The sequence below is a fragment of the Natrinema gelatinilyticum genome (assembly GCF_024266705.1).
Taxonomy (GTDB): Archaea; Halobacteriota; Halobacteria; order Halobacteriales; family Natrialbaceae; genus Natrinema; species Natrinema gelatinilyticum.
In genome coordinates this window covers 2,003,935-2,028,040 of sequence record NZ_CP100756.1, presented here as the reverse complement: position 1 = coordinate 2,028,040, position 24,106 = coordinate 2,003,935, and the positions used below count along the sequence as shown (strand labels likewise).

25 protein-coding genes and 1 pseudogene are annotated in these 24,106 nt (G+C 62.7%); 11 read left to right on the top strand and 15 right to left on the bottom strand.

All coding sequences use genetic code 11. From position 1 onward, the window contains the following. Window positions 1-28: 28 nt before the first annotated feature. Window positions 29-739: pseudogene (locus NJU76_RS09860) on the bottom strand (transposase); the annotation flags it as partial. A 194-nt stretch (window positions 740-933) separates the two neighbouring features. Next, window positions 934-1,134 (bottom strand): hypothetical protein, encoded by a 201-nt coding sequence (locus tag NJU76_RS09855; RefSeq protein ID WP_254528022.1) that lies wholly within the window; start codon window positions 1,132-1,134, stop codon window positions 934-936. Window positions 1,135-1,646: 512 nt separating this feature from the next. Here NJU76_RS09855 and NJU76_RS09850 point away from each other — a divergent pair. Continuing rightward, window positions 1,647-2,054, top strand: coding sequence for a VOC family protein (locus NJU76_RS09850; RefSeq protein ID WP_254528020.1), 408 nt, complete (start codon window positions 1,647-1,649; stop codon window positions 2,052-2,054). Window positions 2,055-2,232: 178 nt separating this feature from the next. Here NJU76_RS09850 and NJU76_RS09845 read toward each other — a convergent pair whose 3' ends face one another. Continuing rightward, window positions 2,233-2,586 (bottom strand): AraC family ligand binding domain-containing protein, encoded by a 354-nt coding sequence (locus NJU76_RS09845; protein WP_254528018.1) that lies wholly within the window; start codon window positions 2,584-2,586, stop codon window positions 2,233-2,235. A gap of 219 nt (window positions 2,587-2,805) precedes the next feature. Then, a complete protein-coding gene (locus NJU76_RS09840; protein ID WP_254528016.1) occupies window positions 2,806-4,083 on the bottom strand; it encodes an MFS transporter in 1,278 nt (425 codons plus the stop codon). A gap of 227 nt (window positions 4,084-4,310) precedes the next feature. Here NJU76_RS09840 and NJU76_RS09835 point away from each other — a divergent pair, with 227 nt between their 5' ends. Both NJU76_RS09835 and tsaA read left to right on the top strand, forming a co-directional pair. Beyond that, entirely contained in the window at window positions 4,311-4,799 is a 489-nt protein-coding gene (locus NJU76_RS09835; protein WP_254528015.1) for a hypothetical protein, read from the top strand. A gap of 260 nt (window positions 4,800-5,059) precedes the next feature. Continuing rightward, on the top strand, window positions 5,060-5,551 hold the full coding sequence (gene tsaA / locus NJU76_RS09830; RefSeq protein ID WP_254528013.1) for a tRNA (N6-threonylcarbamoyladenosine(37)-N6)-methyltransferase TrmO: 492 nt from the start codon (window positions 5,060-5,062) through the stop codon (window positions 5,549-5,551). 70 nt (window positions 5,552-5,621) lie between these two features. On the opposite strand, the gene NJU76_RS09825 is transcribed toward tsaA, so the two are convergent. Then, a complete protein-coding gene (locus tag NJU76_RS09825; protein ID WP_254528010.1) occupies window positions 5,622-6,329 on the bottom strand; it encodes a PHP domain-containing protein in 708 nt (235 codons plus the stop codon). Window positions 6,330-6,383: 54 nt separating this feature from the next. On the opposite strand from NJU76_RS09825, the gene NJU76_RS09820 reads away from it, so the two are divergent. From NJU76_RS09820 to NJU76_RS09795, 6 genes are all read left to right on the top strand, one after another. Continuing rightward, a complete protein-coding gene (locus NJU76_RS09820; RefSeq protein ID WP_254528009.1) occupies window positions 6,384-7,331 on the top strand; it encodes a diacylglycerol/lipid kinase family protein in 948 nt (315 codons plus the stop codon). 241 nt (window positions 7,332-7,572) lie between these two features. Next, window positions 7,573-8,133 carry an NUDIX hydrolase gene (locus tag NJU76_RS09815; RefSeq protein ID WP_254528002.1) on the top strand — a complete coding sequence of 187 codons (561 nt, stop codon included), beginning with the start codon at window positions 7,573-7,575 and terminating at the stop codon, window positions 8,131-8,133. Window positions 8,134-8,387: 254 nt separating this feature from the next. Continuing rightward, on the top strand, window positions 8,388-9,758 hold the full coding sequence (locus NJU76_RS09810) for a glycosyltransferase family 4 protein (RefSeq protein WP_254528000.1): 1,371 nt from the start codon (window positions 8,388-8,390) through the stop codon (window positions 9,756-9,758). Window position 9,759: 1 nt separating this feature from the next. Continuing rightward, window positions 9,760-10,482, top strand: coding sequence for a class I SAM-dependent methyltransferase (locus NJU76_RS09805; RefSeq protein ID WP_254527998.1), 723 nt, complete (start codon window positions 9,760-9,762; stop codon window positions 10,480-10,482). Beyond that, window positions 10,479-11,534 carry a glucosidase family protein gene (locus NJU76_RS09800; protein ID WP_254527997.1) on the top strand — a complete coding sequence of 352 codons (1,056 nt, stop codon included), beginning with the start codon at window positions 10,479-10,481 and terminating at the stop codon, window positions 11,532-11,534. The genes NJU76_RS09805 and NJU76_RS09800 overlap by 4 nt, the downstream gene beginning before the upstream one ends. A gap of 281 nt (window positions 11,535-11,815) precedes the next feature. Continuing rightward, the gene (locus tag NJU76_RS09795) at window positions 11,816-12,073 is read left to right on the top strand and encodes a DUF5789 family protein (RefSeq protein WP_254527996.1); all 258 of its coding nucleotides are present in this window, start codon (window positions 11,816-11,818) and stop codon (window positions 12,071-12,073) included. Window positions 12,074-12,424: 351 nt separating this feature from the next. On the opposite strand, the gene NJU76_RS09790 is transcribed toward NJU76_RS09795, so the two are convergent. The 3 genes from NJU76_RS09790 to NJU76_RS09780 all read right to left on the bottom strand — a co-directional run bounded on the left by NJU76_RS09790 (window position 12,425) and on the right by NJU76_RS09780 (window position 14,539). Then, window positions 12,425-12,613 carry a hypothetical protein gene (locus tag NJU76_RS09790; protein ID WP_254527995.1) on the bottom strand — a complete coding sequence of 63 codons (189 nt, stop codon included), beginning with the start codon at window positions 12,611-12,613 and terminating at the stop codon, window positions 12,425-12,427. A gap of 145 nt (window positions 12,614-12,758) precedes the next feature. Further along, window positions 12,759-13,484 (bottom strand): class I SAM-dependent methyltransferase, encoded by a 726-nt coding sequence (locus NJU76_RS09785; protein WP_254527994.1) that lies wholly within the window; start codon window positions 13,482-13,484, stop codon window positions 12,759-12,761. Then, window positions 13,484-14,539 (bottom strand): hypothetical protein, encoded by a 1,056-nt coding sequence (locus NJU76_RS09780; protein ID WP_254527993.1) that lies wholly within the window; start codon window positions 14,537-14,539, stop codon window positions 13,484-13,486. Before NJU76_RS09780 ends, NJU76_RS09785 begins: the two co-directional genes overlap by 1 nt. A 232-nt stretch (window positions 14,540-14,771) precedes the next feature. Here NJU76_RS09780 and NJU76_RS09775 point away from each other — a divergent pair, with 232 nt between their 5' ends. Next, window positions 14,772-15,089, top strand: coding sequence for a DUF7853 family protein (locus tag NJU76_RS09775; RefSeq protein ID WP_254527992.1), 318 nt, complete (start codon window positions 14,772-14,774; stop codon window positions 15,087-15,089). 92 nt (window positions 15,090-15,181) lie between these two features. On the opposite strand, the gene NJU76_RS09770 is transcribed toward NJU76_RS09775, so the two are convergent. Both NJU76_RS09770 and NJU76_RS09765 read right to left on the bottom strand, forming a co-directional pair. Next, window positions 15,182-15,502, bottom strand: coding sequence for a DUF7977 family protein (locus tag NJU76_RS09770; protein WP_254527991.1), 321 nt, complete (start codon window positions 15,500-15,502; stop codon window positions 15,182-15,184). A gap of 105 nt (window positions 15,503-15,607) precedes the next feature. Then, on the bottom strand, window positions 15,608-16,633 hold the full coding sequence (locus tag NJU76_RS09765) for a zinc-binding dehydrogenase (RefSeq protein ID WP_254527990.1): 1,026 nt from the start codon (window positions 16,631-16,633) through the stop codon (window positions 15,608-15,610). Between the two features lie 103 nt (window positions 16,634-16,736). On the opposite strand from NJU76_RS09765, the gene NJU76_RS09760 reads away from it, so the two are divergent. Beyond that, the gene (locus NJU76_RS09760) at window positions 16,737-17,324 is read left to right on the top strand and encodes a MogA/MoaB family molybdenum cofactor biosynthesis protein (RefSeq protein ID WP_254527988.1); all 588 of its coding nucleotides are present in this window, start codon (window positions 16,737-16,739) and stop codon (window positions 17,322-17,324) included. A gap of 738 nt (window positions 17,325-18,062) precedes the next feature. Here NJU76_RS09760 and NJU76_RS09755 read toward each other — a convergent pair. From NJU76_RS09755 to infB, 5 genes are all read right to left on the bottom strand, one after another. Continuing rightward, window positions 18,063-18,395: a DUF7126 family protein gene (locus NJU76_RS09755; RefSeq protein WP_254527986.1), complete on the bottom strand. Its 333-nt coding sequence runs from the start codon at window positions 18,393-18,395 to the stop codon at window positions 18,063-18,065. After that, the gene (guaA, locus tag NJU76_RS09750; protein WP_254527980.1) at window positions 18,392-19,309 is read right to left on the bottom strand and encodes a glutamine-hydrolyzing GMP synthase; all 918 of its coding nucleotides are present in this window, start codon (window positions 19,307-19,309) and stop codon (window positions 18,392-18,394) included. The genes NJU76_RS09755 and guaA overlap by 4 nt, the downstream gene beginning before the upstream one ends. Continuing rightward, a complete protein-coding gene (gene pyrG, locus NJU76_RS09745) occupies window positions 19,309-20,988 on the bottom strand; it encodes a CTP synthase (protein ID WP_254527978.1) in 1,680 nt (559 codons plus the stop codon). The genes guaA and pyrG overlap by 1 nt, the downstream gene beginning before the upstream one ends. A 545-nt stretch (window positions 20,989-21,533) precedes the next feature. Then, on the bottom strand, window positions 21,534-21,887 hold the full coding sequence (locus tag NJU76_RS09740; protein ID WP_254527976.1) for a hypothetical protein: 354 nt from the start codon (window positions 21,885-21,887) through the stop codon (window positions 21,534-21,536). 378 nt (window positions 21,888-22,265) lie between these two features. Further along, a complete protein-coding gene (gene infB / locus NJU76_RS09735) occupies window positions 22,266-24,065 on the bottom strand; it encodes a translation initiation factor IF-2 (protein ID WP_254527975.1) in 1,800 nt (599 codons plus the stop codon). Window positions 24,066-24,106: the final 41 nt, after the last annotated feature.

The following is a 24,106-nucleotide window of genomic DNA, read 5'->3' as shown; positions in this document are numbered from 1 at the left end:
AGCAAGCGGACTTCTCAATTAACGGCTTTGTGAAGTACTGAGTTTCGGCCATCCAGCACTGTGAGTAGCCTTTTGCCCGGATGAGCGCGTTATGTCCTACCGTGAGTGGTCTCGATCCACGTTGTAAGATGAGCGGTTCGACACCGAGCGCATAGAATTCGTACTTGGTGTGCCAGTTGTGGAAGGCTTTGTCAGCCGAGACGGACAGCAGGTCGTCCGCGTTCCGGCGGACGACCTGCGGCCCAGTCTTCGTATCGTGTTTCCACCGTGTTGAGATATGCACGTCGAGAACAGCGAGTGAGTCTACATCGGTTAATGTCGTCACTTTCAGCGTCTGCACGTCACTTCCAGACCGCTGGCGGTAGTACGAGGAGGCTGAGCGGCGGTCGAAGAACGTACTGTCGAGAGCTGCGTGACCAGACTGCGGGTGTTGCTGCGCTGAAACGCGCAGCAACGGCCGCCACACCCACATTTTGAGACGGTCGAACGATTTGTAGATCGTGGTGAACTCAGGAAGATCGTCTCGGTCTAAGCCGAGCACATCACGAATCTCGGTCATGTACTTCAGCCGATTCGGCGTTTCACGGTAGCTGTGGCCGTCTTCGAGCCGGAAACAGTGCAGAACGACGTGCACCCAGCGGGCGAACCCGCCGCTGGCGGGCTCGCCCGCGTGCTTCCCCAACGCTTGTTTGGCTAGGTGCCGACACTGCTCAACGAAGTCGAGGAGATCGACTTCCATAGGTCAGAATCGATTTCCTCGGCTTCGCCCTTCTAACCCGTGATATCAGCCGATTGGATCGCTATTCAACACGGCAGATACTTCTGTCCTCGAGGTACACCGAATCGAACATCGAAGCGGGGCCTACACCGCCGACGACTGACGAAGCGGTCGAGACGTGGGGGCGTGCGCAAGCCGCTCGAGCCCCGGCCCGCCTACTCCTCCCGTATGCGGTCGAACAGGTCCGGCGGCACGCCACAGCCGCAAGGTTCGACGGTGCCACTCTGACGGCCCGTGACGATGGCGAACAGGACCGGATCGTAACAGGTCGGACACTCGAGGAGCACCGACGACGAGTCGTCGCCTCCGTCGCGACCACTCGCCGCGCGATCATCCGTTGTGGGGTCGCTACTCATCGACCGACCCTCACGATTCGGTTTGGGTTCGACACCGGACTCGAGGCCGGTCGTGGCTGGCGATTCGACTGCCGTGCGGGACGTTTATATCCCGGTAGAATCAACGGAATCATGGCAACCGTTCCTTCCGTGGGGCGGAAGCCGAGTCTCGGGTGCTCCTATCACCCGGGACGTTTCGATGACGTCCCCTATACTGGAGATTGACTTCCAGTCTTCGATTCGAATTGTCGATACTTATATCTATTGTTAGTACTCTGGAAGAGAACGTGCTGGCCTCGATTGTGGCGGCTTTGTGATAACACGCTCGAGATATTCAGTCTCGGAATCGGTTCCCGAAACAGCCAGGAGGGAGCTGTGTCGACCTGACGTTGACACCTCTGTCAGGTAACTGTAGTTGTGATAGATTCGTGCTACATACAGGACGCGTATCTGACAGTGTCTTCTATCAGCACTACTCTCAAAAGAAATCGTCCGCGGTGAACAGTTATCGAGGTGAACACCGACTATAGACCATGGCAACGCTCACCAACATCACCTTTGCCTGTGACGACCCTGGACGCCTTGCCGAGTTCTGGGCGGCAGCAGTGGGCTACGAAATCCAGGAGGCCCCGCCAGGACTGCTCGAGGCTATCGAGGCCGAAGACGGGGACGTCAACGCGGCCGCGGCGGCCATCGACCCAGAGGGCCACGGTCCCCGACTATATTTCAAGAAAATGCCCCGCTCGTCGCCAGACCACATCCCGATCCACCTCGACCTCAATGCTGGCGACCGTGAGGGCGAGGTCGAACGGCTCACAGAACTCGGGGCATCAGTCGTCGAGACCAATACCGAAACGACTGGACCGTACACCGAGACCTGGACGGTCATGCGCGACCCCCAGGGGAACGGCTTCTGCGTGCAGTCACCGCCGGATAGATGAGTGAGTTTTCTGACGGGCCTGTTTGATGAACTCACCCCCAGTACTCAGCACTCAGGTCGTGACAGTAGCCGAATAGAACGCTTAGCTACTGCTGAACAGGTGGCGCGTCTCGGTCGCTGGCGACTCCCCCGTTTCAGTCGAACGCCTACGTTCCGGGCTCACGGAGACTCGAGAACCGTCAGCTGACCGGCTCCCGATTCTGCGAGGAAAGAGACGTGGCTGAACGGAGCCGTCGCGTCTTCTTCGGTCCCGTGCCAGTGTTCTTCGCCGGAGGAAAGACGATCAGATCACCTTGCGATACCTCGTGCTCTTCGTCACGCGTCGCCACGATTCCCACCCCCTCGGTGACGGACAGCACCTGTATGCCGCCGTGAGTGTGGAACGTGGTTCGTTCGCCCGATCGAAACGTGACTTCGGCCGAGCGGACGGTATTCCCGTCGAACACGCTCTCGACACTCTCTGAGAGCGGTGTCCTCGTCACCTGAGCTGGATGGTCCCACTCGGTCTTTTCGGCGGCGTTTGTCACGTCCATCGTTCGGGCCCGGTCCGACTGTTGCGGTCCGGTGTCTTGAAACGCTATTCAACTCGGGAATGGAACTATCTATAAACGGAGTTCACAGCACCCCGTCCGTTCGTCTATCCCCCTCTCAACGACAGTTGTTACCGCCGTTTCTTCGGGACTGCGGGTATTGGTGTCCCTGTATTCGCCGTCACAACGTACCTGCTCTCTGTCTCGCTCCGAACGTCCCGATCAGTCTCCGGCCGCCGACGTCCCCCGTCGAGCGTCGGCGAACTCGGCGACGACGAACAGCGTGACGACAGTCGACGCGAGGCCGACGCCAGCCACAGCGACGAACGCCGCCTCGACGCCGATCCACTGGATGATGTAGCCGAAGGCCGGTGGCGCGATCGTGCTTCCCAGCATGATACCGATGGTAACGATGGCGAAGCTCTTCGCGACGGTCCCTCGGGCGGCGAGCCGTTCGGTCAGTTCGTCTCGAGCGGGGCCGGCCATGCTCCGCACGGCGCCCAGCACGAGGAACAACCCGACTGCGACCGTTGCGGGGACGAGGCGTGCTGCGATGAGGCCTACCAGAGCCGTGAAGCCGAGGAAACTGACGATGAGGACCCGGCCACCGCCGAACCGGTCGGTGAGATATCCGCCGGCAAGGATTGCGCCCGCCCCCACGACGAACAGACCCGTCAGCGTCAGGTTCGCGAGACCCAGCGACAGGCCGTACACGTCCGTCAGGAACACGACGGCGTAGGAGGTCACACCCCAGTTGGCGGTCGACGCGAATAGCGCGAGGACCGCCACCGCGAGGATACCCGGTTCGGAGACGAGCGTCCGAAGCTCTGAACGGATTCGATCGGTCAGTGGGTCCTCGGCCGCCGACGGCTCGACGTTCGGGGCAGAGATATCGTCGTCGACACGCCAAGCGAAGACGGCCGTGATGACTACCGCGTACACGAGGCCGATCAGGCCCAGCGTGCCGATGGCGTGGCGCCACGTTAACCCCGGAATCGAGATGATCGCCGTGATGAATACTGGCGGCGTCGCGAACCCGAGGCTACCGCCGAAGTTGTATACAGCAAACGCGCGGCCGCGCGTGTCCTCCGTCGTCGCATCAGATAGCAGTGGATAGTGGGCGGGGTGATGGCCAGCGACGCCGATGCCGAGGACGACCTGACCGACGAGGAGTTCGGGGAAATTGGTTGCGAGCGCCGTGACGATGGCGCCAGCCGCGCCCAACACTGACGAGAGCGCGAGTGCGATCGTCCGGTCGTAGTGGTCCCCCAGATATCCGAACGGAAGTTGGAACGCGGTGTTGACCAGCGCCTGCGCGCCGAGAGCCACTCCTAACATCGCGATGGAGACGCCGAGGTCCGAAGAGAGGAGCGGGAGGATGGGTGGGAGGAGGACGAGAAACGCGTGATTAGCGAACTGCGAGCCGCTGATTAGCCCGACGACCAGCGCCGTCTGCTTCGGGACAGCGTCGACCGCGTCACGAACTCGGCGGACCGGCATATCCGGAATCTCCGGACGAACGGATTAAACTCTGCCCATCGGGATGTTCCTCGCCGCGTTCTCCGTTCCTGGAACGTGATCGGCGAATGCACCCCGAGAATACCGATACGTAGCGGTGTGCTTGCTGCATAGCGAGCGTGTCTCTCGCGCCGCAGTCGCTACACAAATCAAGTATTCCGAGTTAGCGGAACCGAAATATATTTCCTGTCAAATTAGAAGTTTACTGTATGTCTTCGAGACGAGGATTGCTGGCCATCGTCGGCAGTGCGGCCGTCGCCGGAATGGCCGGCTGTAGCGGATCGGCATCGAGTGGCTCCAACACGGTCGGTAGTTTCGACACGGTCGATTGTCATACGAACGCCCTTGCTCACGGCGACGGGGACGTTCTCAACAATGGCGCTCGCGGGACGGTCGAAGACGACAACGTGAGGCTCGCGGTTCCACTGTCCGTCGACGACGTCCGAGAAAAGGATATCGACAGCCTTGACGTGTACGACGCGTCCGGCGCGCTGGCGTACACGATTCCAGTTGCGGCGGAGGACGCCGAACTGATGGCGAACAAAGTAGGCGTAAACGAGGGACAGCTCCTGTACGAGCAATCGCTCGGCCACCGACCGTTCCACGGTCGGTATCGGGTCGTCGCAGTGAACACGGATGGCGAAACTATCGACTTCGTTACCATCGAGTTCAACTGCTTCCCAGACGGTAACGACTGACCGGTCGGTTCCGTACACTGGCGGTCGCTCCTCCGCGAATACGTACCGAATATTGGTCTCAAAGAGCCGCTATCCTCGAACCGCTGTCGCGAACCGTAGATCGAATGCGTCCTCGACCAATTCGGCACAAAACGGAGGCGGATTCTTAAGGGACACCTCACCCCATCAGATTTTCACTCAATGAGGGAGCACCGATTCGGGACGGAAGGGGCCGAGCCTGTCACGACACTGATTTCTCACTCGAAGACCAAACGAGAGACGTGCCTGAAGACCAGTTCGAGTACGAGTCGATTGGAGTGATTCGGACGCCGTTCGAATCGCCGGACGGAATGCCGATCCAACCGGTTGGGACAGATGCCGTAGTCGGGATCGTCGAGGTATATGAGTTATACGCGGATGGGTTGCAGGATCTGAACGGGTTTTCTCACTGTATCTTGCTGTATCATTTTCACGCATCTGCTGACACTGCTTCCTTGCAGGTTGAGCCGTTTCTCGACGACGAAAAACGAGGTGTTTTCGCCACGCGGGCACCGCAGCGTCCAAATCCGATCGGACTCTCTGTTGTCGAGATCGATTCCGTCACAGATCACAAAGTAACTGTTCGGGGAATCGACGTCATCGATCAGACGCCGTTACTGGATATCAAACCGTTCGTCCCCGACTTCGATGTTCCGAGTGATGCAGACACGGGCTGGCTCGACGCACCGAAGTCAACAATCCGATCGAAACAAGCCGATGAACGGTTTCTTTGACAAGTTCATCGAGCATCGTGAAGACGACCGCTCCCGATCAGGAGCGGCGAACGAACTCGGCTGCGGGTCGTCAGTCCTCGCCCGGTGGCCGTCCGACGCCGGGCGTCGGCCGCTCGAGCGCGTCGATGACCCGCTTGCGGTCGTGGATGGTCCGGTAGCCTTTGCGTAGCAACCGATCGTACCACGATCGGTGGACGCGCGCACTCACGCGACCGTCGCGGATCGCGTCGACGATCCCCTCGGGCGTGAGCCGATCGGCCTCGATGACGGTATACGCTCGCCCCACCTCGAACGGATAGTGCGCGTCACTGCCGCCGACGAGCGGCAGGTCGCGGTCTTCCGCCAGTTCCTCGACGAGCGGTCTCGATCGGGGGTGTTTGCCGTTGACCTCGATCGCGTCGAACGGGACGTCATCGAGTTCCCGGACCGAGCTGTTTCGAAACGGGTGCGCGACGATGGCAGCACAGCCGCGGTCGTGTGCTAGCGCGACCGCCTCGCGGGGAGAGAGGGCACCAGGCTTCGTCGCCGCGGGCGGGTCGGGCCCGACCACGAGAACGTGGCCGCGGTCCGTCGTGATCTCGATCCCGGGCAACGTTTCGACGTCCGGAGACGGGTCGAACGCCGTGTAGTAATCGTGATTGGTCGTCACGACCCCGTCGAGACTGCGCCGGTCGGCCATCTCTGTGAGCAGGCGGACGCCGACGGGGTCGAACCGATCGCCGATCGCTCGGTGTCCGTGGAAGAATCGCGTGTGTGTATGGAGGTCGACGCGATACACAGAAACGCATACGCCGGCCAGACTCTTTTGTCCTCGGCCGGCGTTTCCCATGCCATGCAATCGGAGGGGTCGACAGACGGTCAGAGTGACGACCGCGTGATCGTCCTCAATCCCGTGAGTGGTAGCGAGGACCACGTCGACGACGTCGTCGCATTAGGGACCGAACACGGGTTCAGGATTCGAAAAACCGAGGAAGGCGGTGACGCAAACAGAATCGCTCGCGACGTCGCCCCCACCGCGGACCTCGTCGCCGCAGTCGGCGGCGACGGCACGGTAAACGCCGTGGTCAACGGACTCGCGGCCGCGGATGCACTCGAAACGACGACCTTCGCCGTGGTCCCGGCGGGAACGGGAAACAACTTTGCGACGAACATCGGCGTCCAGGGGATCGAACACGCGTTTTCGGTGATGGAGGAGGGGAGACGGCGGTCGATCGATGTCGGAATTGCGAACGACCGGATCTTCCTCAACTCCTGCGTCGGCGGCATCACCGCCGAGGCGAGCAGTAACACGACCCCGGAGAGTAAGGCGAACCTGGGCGTTCTCGCGTACGTCAAGAACACGCTCAAGACGATGGGCTCGTTCGACTCGCTCCCGCTCCGGGTCGAGACGGAACAAGGGCCGAACGGGGAACGGACCCGGGCGTGGGAAGGACGGGCCATGTTCGTCCTCATCGGGAATTGTCGACGGTTCACGGGCGCGCGAACGGCGCAGGCCGACGTGGAGGACGGCCTGCTCGAGGTGACGATCGTCGAGGATGCCGCGGCGTTGAACCTGCTCGGTGGTGCAGCCATGCAGAAACTGTTCGGACGCGATAGCGACCACATCGTTCGCCGGCGAACGCCGTCGCTCGTGATCGAGAGCAGGCGGGACTCCGTCGAGTACAGTCTCGACGGGGAGATGCTCGAAACCGAATCCCTGACGGTCGAGACGAATCCGCGGACGCTCAGGACCGCCGTCGGGGAGGGCTATCAACCCGATCCGGACGACGGATTGCTGTAGCCGCCGGGCGTCAGATTGCATCCGCTGTGCCGAGACCGCGTGAATGTCGTCGCTCGAGACGGGCGTCGATCACAGCCACGGACGGTTCCAGGGGCAGACGGATCGAATCGACGATCGGGTCCGACACCGTCCGTTCTTTCGACGGGACGATACGAACGAACGCGGAAATCTCCGTGATTTCGATTCGAAACGGTCGAGACGAGACGATACTGGTTTCAAGAGGCAATGTGATTGTCTGGATATGAGTACACCCCAGGAGGACATAGAACACGAGAACGCGAGACAGGACGTGATCGCCGTCGACGCCGACGATACCGAACTCGACCTCGTCAATCGGCTCGAAGCCCACACCGGCGACGGGATTCGCCACCGCGCGTTCACCTCGCTCGTCTTCGATGGCGAGGGAAACATCTTACTCGCCCAGCGCGCGCCCGACAAGCGTCTCTGGGGGACCTTCTGGGACGGCACCGTCGCGTCCCACCCCGTCGAGGGGCAGAGTCAAGAGGAGGCGACCCGCGAGCGACTCGAGGAGGAACTCGGGATCACGCCCGATCAGTACGACGACCTGCGGTTGACCGACCGCTTCGAGTACAAGCGCTACTTCGAAAACGAGGGCGTCGAACACGAGGTCTGTGCCGTCCTCAAGCTAACGCTGTCCGATCGGAGTCTCGAGCCCGACGAAACGGAGGTCGCAGGGCTGATGTGGGTCCCGTACGATCGACTCGACGCGCACCCGGAATGGTACCGCCAGCTTCGGCTCTGCCCGTGGTTCGAGATTGCCATGCGTCGGGACACCGAGTAGCGACCGGGGCAGAACGTGTCGACTGGCGAGCAGGCCCGCGGACCAGCCGGCACGCCAACCGGATTCGCGCCGGCGGCCGCGAGACGAGGGAGCTGCGAGCCGAGGGATACTGACCGCTCGAGGGCACGGATGGACGGTTCTCGCTTCGCCACCCGGCGCACGAGGAGTCACATCTCTGGATGGGACATTGTCAAGAAACAGTACACGAGCGAGAGGTTTATGAGGGAGTGACCATACATGCAGGATAAACTGCGATGGTCACTGGTACGTTCAGACGTCTTCTTCGGGGGAGTAGTATCACCTCGTCCGTGTCGGCAGTGGGGTCGACCGCTGCGGGGGCGCCAGCGGAGTCGGAGCTGTCGCTCGAGGCGGGCGAGTCCGCCGACGAGCCACTCAACGTCTGTTTGCTGAGCTATCGGTCGAACCCGTACTCGGGGGGACAGGGTGTCTACGTGAAGTATCTCAGCCGAGCGTTGACCGAACTCGGCCATTCCGTCGACGTGATATCGGGGAAACCGTACCCTGATCTCGACAACGACGTCGGACTGATCCGACTACCCGGCGAGAACGTCGTCGACGAACTCGACCGACTCGGACAATTCGAACTGTCGTATCTTCGCGACCCGCTCGCGCTCTACGAGTGGCTGAGCGCCCTCACCGGCGGCTTTCCGGACCCATACGCGTTTGGCCGCCGCGTCGTCGACTACTTCGAGGATCACCAACCCGACTACGACGTCGTCCACGACAACCAGTCGCTCTGTCACGGACTCCACACGCTTCGCGAGCGGGGCCACCCGGTCGTCGCGACCGTCCACCATCCGATCACCGTCGACCAAGACGCCGCACTCGCTGCGGCCGACGATTGGAAAGAGCGCCTGCTGATCCGTCGGTGGTACCGGTTTCTCGAGATGCAACGCGACGTCGTACAGGATTTGCCCCACGTCCTGACCGTCTCGGAGTCCGCCAGGCGGCACACCGTCGCGGACTTCGGTGCCGATCCGGACGCGATTCGAGTCGTCCACAACGGTATCGATACCGACCTGTTCGAACCCCGGGACAGGCCGCGCGACCGGCCGCGCGTGATGACGACCGTCAGCGCCGACGTGCCGCTGAAAGGCGCGCGCTACCTGCTCGAGGCGTTTGCGGACGTTCGCGGTGACGTCGACGCCGAACTCGTCGTCGTCGGCGAGTTCGACGACGGCGGCGACTGCGATCGACTGGTCTCGGAACTGGGGATCGGAGACGCGATAGAAACGCACAGCGAGATCAGCTACGATCGAATGGTCGACCTCTATGGGACCGCCGACGTGGCGGTCGTCCCCTCCCTGTACGAAGGCTTCGGCCTCCCCGCTGGCGAGGCGCTGGCCTGTGGCGTCCCAGTCGTCGCGACCACCGGCGGCGGTCTCCCCGAGGTGGTCGGCGACGCCGGCGTCCTCGTCGAGCCGGAAGATCCAGCGGCGCTCGCAGACGCCATCCGCGAGTTGCTCGGGGACGGCGCGCGCCGTCGGCGCCTTGGCGAGCGAGGGCGACGCCGCATCGTCGAGGAGTTCGACTGGGAGCGGGCCGCCCGCGAAACCGTACGAACGTATCACACCGCCATCGAAACACAGGGTCAGGGGGCCTGAGATGGAGACGATCGATTTCGACCGGCTCACGCTGACCCCCGAAACCCGGGTCCTCGACGTCGGCTGTGGCGAGGGCCGACACGTCCACGCCGCCGCCCTCGAGAACGTCGCCGAAGTGGTTGGGCTAGATCTCGGGCCGGACAATCTGGCGGCCGCCGCCGACGATTACGACGAGTACATCGCCGGGGCGACCGACGTCCCGGTCACGTTCTGTGCTGGCGATGCGCTTCGGCTGCCGTTCGAAGACGGGGCCTTCGACGTCGTGCTCTGTACCGAGGTTTTAGAGCACCTCCCCGACTACGAGGTGGCGATCGACGAACTGCAGCGGGTCTGTGCGCCGGACGGCACGCTCGCGGTGAGCGTGCCGAGAGCCGGCCCCGAGCGCGTCTGCTGGGCGCTCTCGGACGAGTATCATCAGGTGGAGGGGGGCCACGTCCGCATCTTCGACCGGGCAGAACTGCGCGCTGCGATCGAACGGCGCGGCTTCCGCAGGGTTGACGGTCACTTCGCCCACGCGCTGCACGCCCCCTACTGGTGGCTGAAGTGTCTCTGGTGGGACCGCGACCAGCGCGGCGATCCGCCACTTCCGCTCCGGATCTACGACCGCTTCCTCGAGTGGGACGTCCTGAAGTCACCCCGGCCTGTCCGGTTGCTCGAACGAGCGCTCGATCCACTCGTCGGCAAGAGCGTCGTCTATTACTTCCGACTGGAGGGTCGACTGTGAGCGACGTGACCGGTCGGCAAACGCTGACCGCGTGGGACCTCGAGTCCGCGGTGGACTACATCGAACGGGTCCAGCGATCGGACGGACTCATTCTCTGGTATCCCGACGGGCCGGCCGATCCCTGGGATCACGTCGAGAGCGCGATGGGGCTGTCCGTCGCCGGCCGAAACGAAGCCGCCCGCCGTGCGTACCGCTGGGTGGCCGACGCACAGCACGTCGACGGGGCACTGTGGGCGACCTACGGCGACTCGAAGGACGGCGACGGGTCACACGCCAGCGACGAACCGCGCAAGGAGACCCACCGAAGCGCCTACGTCGCCGTCGGTGCCTGGCACCACTACTGCTGTACCGGCGACCGATCGTTTCTCGAGGAACTCTGGCCGACGGTTCGTAACGCCCTCGCATTCGCGTGCCGCCAGCAGGCCGCCACGGGCGAGATTTACTGGACCGTCGGGGCGGACGGCGCGGTATACGAGGACGCGCTCGTCTCCGGTTGTGCCTCGATTTACAAGAGCCTCGCGTGCGGTGCTGCGATCGCAGATGAACTCGGTAATTCGGACGACCGAGATCGATGGCTCGAGGCCCGCACCCGGCTCGGGGAGGCGATTCGCTCGCGTCCCGACCGGTTCGACCGCACCTGGGAGAGCAAGTCGCGGTACGCGATGGACTGGTTCTATCCCGTCCTCTGTGGTGTGCTGACCGACGACGTGGCCCGCCAGCGACTCGAGGCCGGGACGGATCGATTCGTAGAGGAGGGGCGAGGGTGTCGTTGCGTGGACGACGAGCCCTGGGTGACCGTCGCCGAGTCCTGTGAGCTGGTCATCTCGCTGGCCGCGGTCGGCCGGACGAAGCGGGCTCGAGAGATCTACGAGTGGCTCTTTCAGTGGACTGACGATGACGGTGTCTTCTGGACCGGCTATCAGTTCGAGGACGGGGAGTTCTGGCCGGGCAAACGCCCGACGTGGACCGGCGCCGCGGCGGTGCTGGCCGCGGATGCATTGTCGGGGTTGTCGCCGGCGGGGGAGCTGTTTCTCGAGGCGGTATTCGACTGACCCACTCCTGACGGATACGTCCACATAGCCGGGGAAGCCGGGAATGGAACTGCGATGGGTACCCGGTACATTTCTGAGCGATACCGACGAGTCGGAGCAAACATCGACGACGCGTCTCCCCGCGCTGAAGCGCGAATATTTGTTCCTGGTCAGTACGTGACACGCGGGCCAGCCATCCTTCGGTTTCTCGAGGGATTCCGACGGTGTGATACGATATGCATCTGGATTTTCTGGGAAGAAGTGAACGTGCCTTTATCACTTTGGACGGTGGGGTTCGAATTATGGCCTCCGAAGTCAAACTCGATCAGCTCGATTCAGTACTCTCGGAGTTTGAATACCCCATTAGCCGTGACGAAGCCATTTCACAGACCGAGGACATAACGTTGATACTCGCCGAGGGAACGGAAAATCTCGGGGAGATCATCAGTCAAACCAGCGATGACAGATTTGTATCCGCGGATGATTTGGAAACGGAAGTAATGAACTTCCTCCCTCGGCACTCAGTCGGTGAACCCTACCAATCCGAGGGTGAAGGATAGATCATCGGTGGCATAGTTGCTGCCGGGACACCAACTGTGATCGGTTGGACGGGGCCGTTTGCCGTTCGCGTGGCTTCAACCGTGTACTGATTTTGCGGATTTCAGCCGCTGTTGTAGTACGAGCGTCTGAGAAGCCGGTGATCGCACGGAACAACGGATGACTCGAAAAGACGTAATTGCGTATCGGTGATAGAATTCCCCATCTCACAGGGAGGAACAGAAGGCCCCCAGAGCAAAGATCCTGCGTGTTTCTTCGGTTCGTCCCTGACTTCCTCTCGCACGCTCGAGCATCGACCATCGTGACTCTCGAGTCCGCCGTCGGACGGTCGAATGGCCGGAGACACGACTGCATTACCCCCAAAACGTTGCGTTGCCCAGACAGTAGAGAAACGCCACCCACCCGAGGAAGAGTCCCCCGATTATCACCAGGAAATCTGCCAGTTGCGTGCCGACGATGAAATCGTATCCGATGCCAATCGTCAGCAGAACTAACGAAATGCCGATGAGAATATGACAGACTCGTTCGGCCTGTGGCTCCATACACTATTATATCCCAATCCGCGGTAAATAGCCTATCTCAGGATCTGATGAGTTCGACAGTCTGTGACGTGTCTCTACCGCCTTCCTGGCCGATGTCTGTATCGGACTCCCGTACCGTGACCGTTCCACGGCCACGGCATCCGGCTCACAACCGCGCGATACCCGTATCACAGACGACGCACGACTCGAGCCCGTTGGTGTCCGAAAACCGATCGAACAGCGCGGAGAGCCGGACGTCGTGGCTCGCGAGTACGCCGCCCGCCTCGAGGTGGTCCAGCGCGGTCTCGTACTCGAAGCGCATGTGCGGCAACCGGTGGTCCGAATCGTGGAGGAACAGGTCGACGGGGCCGACGCGCTCGAGCAGATCGGGTACTACCTCGCGTGCATCGCCGCGGTGGAGGTGCCAGCGGTCGCGACACCGGTCGGGGATCAGGTGGCCGTACTCGAACGGGCCCGGCGGGCCGCCGGGCAGGTCCACCGAGTGAAGCGTTCCGCCGCCGTTCTCGACTATCGCGGCGAGGATGTGGGCGTCGAACGAGCCAAAGAGGACGCCCGTTTCGACGGCGGTCTCGACCCCCAGTGCGCGACAGACGACGTAGACGGTGACGCCGTCTCGCCAGTGGGTGGTGTCGGTGGCGACGCCGGCCTCGTGAATTTCGACGACGCGATCCGCGTAGGTGTCGTGAAACCACTCGAGGGACTCGTACTCGCGTTCGAACGCCCGGAGTTCGGCGGCCGTAGCCGGAAGAATCTCCGACAGCCGGTCGGCGCGTTCGCGGGTCTCTCGACCGTAATCGAGGCGGCGGCGCTCGAGTCCCAGTCGAGCCTTCCGGAGCGCGTAGATTGCGTCCCGAACGGACCCGAGTCCCATCACCGGTACCCCAGCGCCTCGAGGCGCGACCCGACGTCGTCGGTCGTCGTCCGTTCCTCGCGAATCGCGTTGGGAAGGGCCGGATCGCAGGTGTCCCGGTTCCGTCCCTCCCTGACCACCCAGGGAACCCGCCGGAGCGCGGGGATCGGCGCCCCCGGCGGGTGCGACCAGACGCCAAACTCGCCGAGCCCGTTCCCGTGATCGCTGGTCATCGCGACGGTCCCGTCGCAGTTCGCGAGCAGTCGAGAGACGTCGTCGAGGACCCACTCGAGGTTGTCCCGATAGGCGCCCCAGACCGCGTCGAACGAGAGGTCGCCGTCGCGTAGGCGTAGCCAGGGGTCGTTCATCGAATTGCCATCGTCCTCGGCTTCGGCCTCGGCCTCGGCGATGGCCTCCAGCGCCTCGCGTTCCTCCGGCGAGAGGTCGGCGAGATCGAGGTCGTCCTGGTCGCCGTCACCGTCGGTGAACTGCCCCCAGTGTTCGATATCGGCCGAACCGAAGAACCACTCCGCTCGCGATCGGAAGGGCGCGTGCGGTTGCATGTAGTGGACGATGATGCGGTCGACGTTCAGTTCCTCGCGCTCGCGCCAGATTGCGATTACAGCGTCGGTCAGCGATTCCGGGGGAATCGTCGAGATGTCGTCGTCGACCCAGTCGTCCCGCCAGGCCTCGTGAAAGACAGCGAAATCGTCGCTCGTCAGGGGAAGGACGTCGTCGGAGGTGACGAGGAGGTGCTCACATGGCTGTGACGAAAACGGGTTACCGGTCACGTACGCGGTCCGTGACATTACCTCGCGGTACGCCGGGCTGAAGGTCCGGTCCATCCACTCGGCGGACTGCGAGCCGACCGACCAGAGAGAGCCGACCCGCTCGGGTTCGGGAAGCGCGTCGTGGCCCGCAGCCGCGACCTCGCGCATGAGATCGAGGCGGCAGCCGTCGAGTACACAACAGACGTCCCACTCGCGCTCCCAGATGGGCGTCGCTGGAAGGAATCGCGAAAGTGCGACCCCAAGACGGCCGGTCGCGATCTTCTCTGGTAATGTCGCAAAGTCCATCGGCGTCTGCTCCTATCTAAATTCTGGATGCGATTCTGTTAGAAGCTTTTGATCGTGCGACTACCTCTCTATCTGTGGTGACGGACGAGGCGTCCTCGAGCACTCGAGTGAGCCCTCCGTCTGACGAATACCGTCGGGTCTCGTCCGCGACTATGCCATACGGTAACAAGGCTTATTACACCGCTGTTCGTAGCGTTGTTTGAGGACCGACGAAACAGGTCCGTGTGACGAAATGAGCTCCTCACCACCGAAAACCGAAACGTACGAAGTCACGCTCTCTAGAGACGAACGATGGGTCGTCCACTACGTCGTATCGAACCGCCTCGACGACGCGCTCGACGACGACGAAACCCCGCCGGAGTGGGTTCTCGAGATACTCGAAACCGTCGAGACCGACAGCGACACGGATCGATTCACCGGCGCACAGGCCGATCGCCTCTACGACGCAGTGACCGCGTACGTCGACCGTGAGGAGACGCCGGACCGGGACGTCAGCGACGGATCGGTCGTCCTCGATCGGCTCGAGGACGTCCGCAAAGCGCAAGCGTAGTTCGCCGGTCGTCGATTGATGGATCGTCAGTCGTCTTTTCGTGTGATTAGTCAGCCACCCGAGTCAACTACCGTGATCCGTTTTCACGGTCGTCACGGTCGCGTCGTCGCCCAAACGGCCGTAATCGCGAGTACGACGGCGGGCGCAAGCGGCAGGATCAACAGCGCGAAGCGATAGCCTTCGGCACCGGGTGGGACCAGAAAGATGGCGGTCGGAGCGACGAGAAACGCGAAAACGATGACGGCGACGAGCAACCAGCCGCGCCAGTCGAACCTGCGATCGGCCGCGTCGGGGTGGGGCGATCCACTCCCTGGGTCGCGGTCGCCCGACGTCTCGAGTTGCCCTTCGTCGTCCGCGCCGCCGTCGAACGCCGCAGGGTCGTGGACGTAGCCGCCGTCGTCGCTCGAACTCACGAGCGACCGTTTCGTCTGCCCAGTGAAAGCCCTCACGATTCCACAGCCAAACGAAATCGGCGAGTCGACCGGTCGCAGACAGCGCCGCTCGAGCGTGCCAACCCGTTACAATTCGCTGTCCGGACGCACGACGACCTTGCCGAACCCTTCGCGATTCTCGATGATCTCGTGGGCGCGCTGGGATTCGCTCATCGGCAATTCCTCGCGGATCGCCGGCTCGAAGGTGCCGTCCCAGACGAGGTTCATTACGTCGTCGACCTGGTCGGGCGTGGCCATCGTCGAGCCGATGATCTCGAGTTGATTCCAGAAGATGCGCGGGATGTCGGTCTCCGGGTTGCCGCCGCCGGTACCGCCGCAGGTGACGAGTCGGCCCCCCTTGGTGAGGCTCGCGAGCGAGTCCTGCCAGGTGGGCGCACCGACGTGTTCGACGACGACGTCGACGCCGCGCCCGCCCGTCTCGGAGCGGACCCAGTCCGCAAAATTCTCCGTTTCGTAGTTACAGACGTGATCTGCACCGTGCTCGCGGGCGTAGTCGAGTTTCTCCTCGGAACTGCCGGTCGCGTACACCTCCGCACCCGCGTGATCGGCGATCTGGAGGGCGGCGTGGCCGACCCCACCGCTCGCGCCGAGGACGAGGACTGATTCACCGGCCTCGAGGTCTGCTCGTTCGATCAGCATTCGCCAGGCAGTCTGGAAGACCAGACAGCTCGAGCCCGCGACTTCCCAGTCGACGTCCTCAGGGACCGGAATCAGATTATCCTCGGATATCGCGGCGTACTCTGCGTGGATACCGGGAACGTGCTCGCCGATGATGTGAAAGCGCGGATCGAGCGTCGGATCGTCCATCCGCAGGTCGCCGACACCGGCCGAGAGCGCGACGCGGTCACCTTCCTCGAATCGAGTGACGTCCTCGCCGACTTCCTCGACGATTCCCGCTCCATCACTTCCCGGAATGTGTGGCATCTCGAGGTTCAGCCCCGGCATTCCCCGTCGGGTCCAGATGTCGAGGTGGTTGAGCGCTGCCGCCTTGACGTCGACCAGTACGTCGTCCCGTCCGACTTCGGGATCGGGAACTTCACCGTACTCGAGGACGTCCGTGTCGCCGTGTTCGGTAACTTTGACTGCCAGCATGTACGGTGGGCAACGGAAACACGGTGTATAACACTTCGGCAATCCCCCTGCAATGTCTCTTTTTCGGCCAGAGGTTTTATTCGCCGGCCCTCGAACATGGCCTATGAGCGAACCGGACGTGGACGATAGTTACGGGCCTACAGCGGAACCGCTCCGCGTCGCCGTCGTCACCATCTCGTCCGATCGAAGCCTCGAGGACGACCCGGCGGGAACGGCGATCATCGACGGGATCGAGGGTGCGGGGGCAGAGATCACCGTGCGAGAACACGTCAACTCGGACTACGACCAGGTACAGTCGATCGTCTCGCGGCTCGTCGACCGCATGGACGCGGAGGTCGTCATCACTGCCGGCGGGACGAGCGTCGAACCCGACGACGACACACTCGAGGCCGTCGGGCCGCTTCTCGAGAAAGAGCTGACCGCCTTCAGCGAACTGGTCACCACACTGGTATACGATCGGATTGGGACGCGAGTCGTCGCCGTCCGAACGCTCGCCGGCATCGCCGAGGAGACCCCAATCTTTTGTCTACCGGGCACCGCCGAAACGGCCGCCCTCGCGCTCGAGGAAATTGTCATCTCCGAGGCAGAGACAATAGTGGAGCTCGCACGGGCGGACGACCGGAGCCGCGAGGACGAACACGTCGAGGCCGGCGCAGAGAACGACGAGGGAGCAGCCGACGGAGAAGCGTGAGGCGCTCCGCACGCTGACACGCGAGGCCCGGGGAGCAGCAGTCCGTTAGGCACTCCCTTCGCGACGGCATCGACGCGTCGACGAGACAGCCCGCTTCGCTCGAGTACCCGCATCGACGCTGCGTTCGGACGGAACCGGCCGCGTACCTCTGTTTACGGCCGGTCCCGAACTCGATCCACGCGAGTATCGTGCGACTCGATGAACGTCCGTGTCGTGTCTGGCTCGGGTCCGAGAACTCGATCAGGACGAGACGGGTGTACCATCGCTACTGGCGATGTCGTAGGACTCACGGAAAGGAAGTACGATCCCCGAGCGGTCCATCCCCGGGACGCGGCGTAATCACCGCGTCCCGATTGCCAGAATTGCAGGGTGTGACGCGAGCCGGTGGGGGAAGCCCGCGTCACTGAGAATCGGTTGGCAGTAGTGGGGGAAGGGTGCTGTGGTGGGGTTGCTGGAAGTCGCGGGTACAGGTGGTGGGTGCCATTGGTGGGGTCTGCCCGTCGACCTCCGTCCGACGCTACCTGAGACTGCTACTTGAACGGCGGTGATGGTATACCGATCTTACACCGAATTCCGCCGAATTTAATATGAATTCAGTCCACCGAAACCGGCCTCGAGACTGTTCATACGCCGGTTATAGTGTCTGAATGATCGAGCAGGTCACGGAACTGGAATCGTAGAAACCGTATCGGGACTTCGGCCGCTCACTCGTGACCGTCGGCCGACCGCTCGAGCGCGTCAGTCGACGAGTTCGTCGGCGACGACGCTCGCGTCCATGAGCTGAGGGTCGATCGCCAGATCGAGTTGGCCTTTGACGAACTCGGGGACCGTCCTGTGGGCGTAGACGACGGTTCGGACGTCGTCGTTCAGGTCGCAGACGATCGGGATCGTCGTCGCCTGCCCGATATCGGTCAGCACGTACAGATCGGCGGCGACGATCCCAGCCTCCTCGAGTTGCGGGCGCGAGATGACGCCGTCGAGGCGGGTTACGTCGACGCCTTCGGTCTCGAGTGCCGCTGCGATGCCGTTCTCGTCGGGACCGGCGACGATTGCGGTCGTGACCGAGCTCATTCGTACTCGATAGTCGCGGGCGGTTTGTGGGTCACGTCATAGACGACGCGGGCGACGTTCTCGTTCGTGCCCGTGATCCGTGACTGTATGCGCTGGAGCGTCTCCCAGTCGATTTCCTGAGCCCGAGCCGTCATTCCGTCGCGGGAGTCGACAGAGCGCACGGAGACGACCCAGCCGTGAACCCGGTTGTCGCCTTTGACGCCCGTCGCTTTGCCGATGACGGCCGCGAGGGCTTGCCACGGATCGTACTCCTCGAGTTCCGCTTCGACGACGTGACAGGCGTGGCGGGCAACCTCGAGTTTCTCCTCCGTGACCTCTCCGATGACCCGCACTGCCAGCCCCGGGCCCGGGAACGGCATTCGCTCTGCGACGAGTTCGTCGAGTCCGAGATGGCGCGCAACCTCGCGCACTTCGTCCTTGTAGAGGTCCCGCACCGGTTCGACGATACCCTCGAAATCCACGACCTCGGGCAACCCGCCGACGTTGTGGTGGGACTTGATCCCGCCTTCGCTCTCGATCCGGTCCGGGTAGATCGTCCCCTGGACGAGGTAATCTGCGTTCGCGTCCGTAGCCTCGCGCTCGAACTCGCGGATGAACTGCTCGCCGATGATCTCGCGTTTCTCCTCGGGATCGGTGACGCCCGACAGGGCCTCGAGAAAGCGGTCTTTCGCGTCGACGACTCGAAGCGACTCCATGTAGTCGAACGTCTCTCGGATCTGATCAGTCTCGCCTTTCCGCATCAGCCCGGTGTCGACGTAAACCGGGGTCAGGCGGTCGCCGATTGCCTCGTACGCCAGGGCGGCGGCGACAGAAGAGTCGACGCCACCCGACAGAGCGATGACGGCGTTGGCGTCGCCGATTTCTTCGTCGATTTCTGCCACTGCGTCGGGAACGAACGTGTCTGTGTCTACCATCAGTGAGTTACCTCCGTTTCTGTGTCCGCGTCGGTGCCGTCGGTAGCGCTGTGGGCGCCGGAGTGCTCAAGGACCGCTTCGACCAGTCCGAGGAACGGTGGGCTCGGTTGGCCGGGTCGTGACGTGTACTCGGGATGGAACTGCGTCCCGAGGAAGAACGGATGCGTCTCAAGTTCGAGAATCTCCATCCGATTGCCGGCGGTACCCGAGAACACCAGCGGCTCGTCTTCGAACCGGTCGAAGTACCCTGGGTTGACCTCGAAGCGGTGGCGATGTCGCTCGGAGCAGGACGTATCGCCGTAGAGGTCGTAGGCCAGCGTCTGAGGTTCGATGACCGTCGTGTGTTCACCGAGTCGCATCGTCCCGCCCATGTCGTCGACCTCGTATTGCTCGGGCAGGATATCGATGACGGGATGGGGCGTGTCCTCGTCCATTTCGGCCGAGTGAGCGCCGTCGAGGCCCAACACGTTCCGGGCGTACTCGACGACAGCCATCTGAAAGCCCAGACAGAGCCCGAGGAAGGGAATGTCGTTTTCGCGGGCGTACCGGACCGCTTCGATCTTGCCCTCGGAGCCCCGCATGCCGAACCCACCGGGGACGATGATCCCGTCGACACTCTCGAGCTGGCCGTCGTGACCGTTGCTCAGGTCGTCGGCTGCCACCCAGTGGACGTCGACGTCGATGCCGACCTCGAAACCGGCGTGTTTCAGCGACTCGTGGATCGACATGTACGCGTCCTCGAGATCGTACTTGCCGACTAGCGCGATGTCGACCGTGCCGGTCTTGTCGGTCGTAACGATTTCGCGCCAGTCGTTCGTCCGCTCGCCCTCGGGCAACGCATCGTCCGCGAGACCGAAGTGTTCCAGGACGTACTGGTCGAGTCCTTCCTCTTCGACCATCAACGGCACCTGATAGACGTCGTCGACGTCGGGGTTCGAGAACACCGCCTCGGTGGGGATGTCACAGAACAGCGCGATCTTCTCTTTCGTCTGTCGGTCGAGGCGGTCGTCGCACCGGCCCACGATGACGTCCGGCTGGAGCCCGATGGAGCGGACTTCCTTGACCGAGTGCTGGGTTGGCTTCGTCTTCTGCTCGCCGTTCTTCGAGTACGGAACCAGCGTGACGTGCGTAAAGAGGACGTTCTCCGCGGGTTCCTCGTGGGCGAACTGGCGCAGCGCCTCGAGGTAGGGCATCCCCTCGATGTCGCCGACAGTACCGCCAACTTCGATGATACAGACGTCGGTGCCTTCGGCGGCTTCGCGGATCCGGCGCTTGATATCGTCGGTGATGTGGGGGATAATCTGGACCGTCTTCCCGAGGTAGTCGCCGGCTCGTTCCTTCTCGATGACGTGCTGGTACGTCTTCCCCGTCGTGATGTTGTGGTCTGAGGTCATGTCGATGTCGAGGAACCGCTCGTAGTTCCCCAGGTCGAGGTCGACCTCGCCACCGTCCTCGAGGACGTAGACTTCCCCGTGCTGGTAGGGATTCATCGTCCCGGCGTCGACGTTCAGGTACGGGTCAATTTTCACCGCAGTGACGTCGAACCCGGCGTTTTTCAGGAGTCGGCCGGTGCTCGCGGCTGTGATCCCCTTGCCGAGTCCCGACATGACGCCGCCGGTGACGAAGATGAATTTGTTCCCCAGCGAGGGGTCATAATGAGTGTCCGATTCCGTCGGCATACCGAGTGTGCGCGCGACCGATTGAAAACGATTTCGGGAGCGCACTGTCCCCGATACAGGTTGTCACCCCCCTGCTTTGCATCGCGAGCCCCGCAAAACAGCGGGTCGCCGCCACCGGCGGCCACTCGGAAATCCGTCCGATTCCACCCGACGGATGCCGACTACCTTTTAACAGCGAGAGAATCCCGCCGTGAACGGGGGGCGTGAATCGCGTTATTCGACGACGCAAACACCAAGATTTAGCTCCACTGGCGTCGTTTTCTGGGTTGACTCGCTCGGGAAAAGTGGGGGTGGTTTGGCGTTCCCCCGTCATCAAAAACGCGAGCCTACCCGACGCGAGACTCGAACGCGAGTTCGAGTCGGGTCGATGGCACGGCCTGTGCGGTGCAAGCGGATACCCAAGCATACCACGCCTCTTCGAGGCCCGACGTATCACGCACAAACCGGGACCGACCACCGCGGTTGGGAAGTTGCCTTCGGTGGCTCGAATCAGCGGGTTCGATGCCACGCGTAAGGAATTCTCGTCGTTCACGGCGAGGAGGATGTCAATGAGGGTCGTCGTCCTGAACTTCGACGATTTCGGCCTGGTCGACGCGCTCTGTGCCGCCGCCCAGACGGAACTGGAGCGTCCGTCCGGGGAGATCGGGATCGCCCTCGCCGCCCGCGTCCTGTGGGACAGAAACAGCGGTGACACCGTCAATCGTGACGATGCGGCGCTGGATCGGATCACCTTCGTACTCGATCGTCTCCCACGTTTCCACGTCCATGTCATCCATGTCCACGCCGAAATACTCCTCCGAATCCGGGTTCACAGTGTCTTCCGTCTGCGACTCGCCGGTCGTCCGATTATCGTCGAACTGGACCTCCTCGTGTTTGTACTGACGGAACGCTACGAGCATGGGCTGATCTACGACGAACAGCGGCGTAATGCTTACACCCGCAGTTGCGTGGGTCGTCGTCTCACCTCGGACGAAGCTGGCGAGGGTCCGTCCGCTTCACGTCAGCGGGAGTGCCCGTGTCGGTTGAACGCTACTCACCATCGATCACACGCCCAAACCGGGTCGACGCCGAACTCGTCAGCAACGAGGGGTGGGCCTGGGTCCGAACTCCGCTCAGTGAGAGGAACACGCGGCGTCATACGGTCTGCTGTAACGATGTACCGGTGCACCCGCAGGACTGTCGCGGTTGCACCGGCAATGACTTACAGTAGTCCGTATCAGTGGGCGCAATTCGACTGCACGGGGTATTCGGCGAGAACGACTACCGCAGACACACCGTCACTTTCCCCAGAACGGATCGCGACTACGCTGATTGTCGAGGTACATGTTCAGCGCCTCGAGTTCGTCGCCCGGAATTTCGCTCGCGAGTTCCTGCTCGAGGATCTTCGCGTGTTTCTCGGGGATTTCGGCCCAGAGTTCGTCGTCTTCCTCGATCTGGCGGCCGACGGTCGGGCCGTCGATGGCGACGGACACGCGGTTGCCTGCGCGGGCCTCGTCGACGTCTTCACCCTGCTCTTGAATCCCCTTGATCTGGCCGACTCGCTCGGGTTCGTTGCCCTCGAATTTGACGACGGCCGTGTTGTTCTTGATCGTCCCCGAATTTACCTCGACCCCGACGACTGCCGGATCGTTCTGGCGGAAGGTGTGGTCCGGCAGGATGCGGAATCGAGCGGGCCGGGTGATGTTCTCGAGGATGGTGTCCTGCTGAGCCTGTTCGATCCCCTCGACGTAATCTTCGTATTCATCGATCAGCTGATAGATGACCTCGTCGGTGAATATCGTCACGTCCTCGATATCTGCGCGGTCGTCTGCATCGTCGAGGACGTCCACGTTGAATCCGAGAATGACCTTCTGTTTCGAATCGTCGGCCGTCGAGGCGACCGAGACGTCCCGGGGTGCGACGTCGCCGACTTCGGCGCGGACGATCGGGACCTCCGCATCGCCGAGCGCGTCGGCCATCGCCTCGAGACTGCCCAGCGTGTCGGCTTTGACGACGACGCCCTCCTCGGCGGTATCGACGGCGATATCCGCGAGCTCGGCCTGGACCTCGTCGATGACGTCGTCGACGTCACGGTCGCGGACGACTCGGACTGGAGCGCCGGCCATCGCATTTGCGAGTTCGGGGGCAGCGACCTTGATCCCGGCCGCGGCCGAAACCTCGTCGACTTTCTCGAAGCGGCTTTCGGTGCGGATTTCGGCGAGCGGACGCGGCTGGAGCAGCGCGCGGACGTCGGTCACGATCGGCTCGTTCATTCCCCCGACGACGATCGTGTCGTCCGCCCTGATCGTCCCGTCGTATAGCACCGTATCGATCGTCGTCCCGAAGCCTTTCTCCTCTTTGACCTCGAGGACGGTCCCCACGCCGGGACCGGTGACGTCGATCTCCATCTCCTCTTTCATGTAGCGCTGGGAGAGGCCCATCATGACCGTCAGGAGGTCGGGGACCCCTTCGCCGGTCATCGCCGACACGGGGACGACGCCGACGTTTCGCTGGAAGTTCTGTACCCGCCAGTACAGATCCGCGGAGAAGCCTTCGTCCGAGAGGTTGCCGATGATCTCGTAGAGGCTCTCGTCTAAGCGCTGGCGCACGCGATCCGACTGAGATTCGTAGGTGGCGGTTATCGGGGCGTCCTCCGTCGCGTTCCAGCCGGGGACGGTGTCGATCTTGTTGGCTGCGACGATAAACGGCGTCTGCGAGCGCCGAAGGATGTCGAGGGCCTCGAGCGTCTGGGGCTGGAAGCCGTCGTTGACGTCGACCACGAGGATGGCGATGTCGGCCAACGCACCTCCGCGGGACCGAAGCGTGGTAAAGGAGTGGTGGCCGGGCGTGTCGATAAAGAGGAGGCCGGGGAGATCGAAATCGTCGGGATCGACGAGGTCGCCCGCGATCGAGGAGATGATGTCCAGCGGGACGGCAGTCGCGCCGATGTGCTGGGTGATCGCGCCTGCTTCGCCCTCGATAACCGCCGAACCGCGGATTTTGTCGAGGAGACTTGTCTTACCGTGATCGACGTGTCCGAGGACGGCAACGATCGGCGTTCTGAGGGATGTAGGGTCGCGTGTGTTCGTGTCCGACATGATGAACCACCCGAGAAGGTCTTACCTAAATCGTCCGTAGC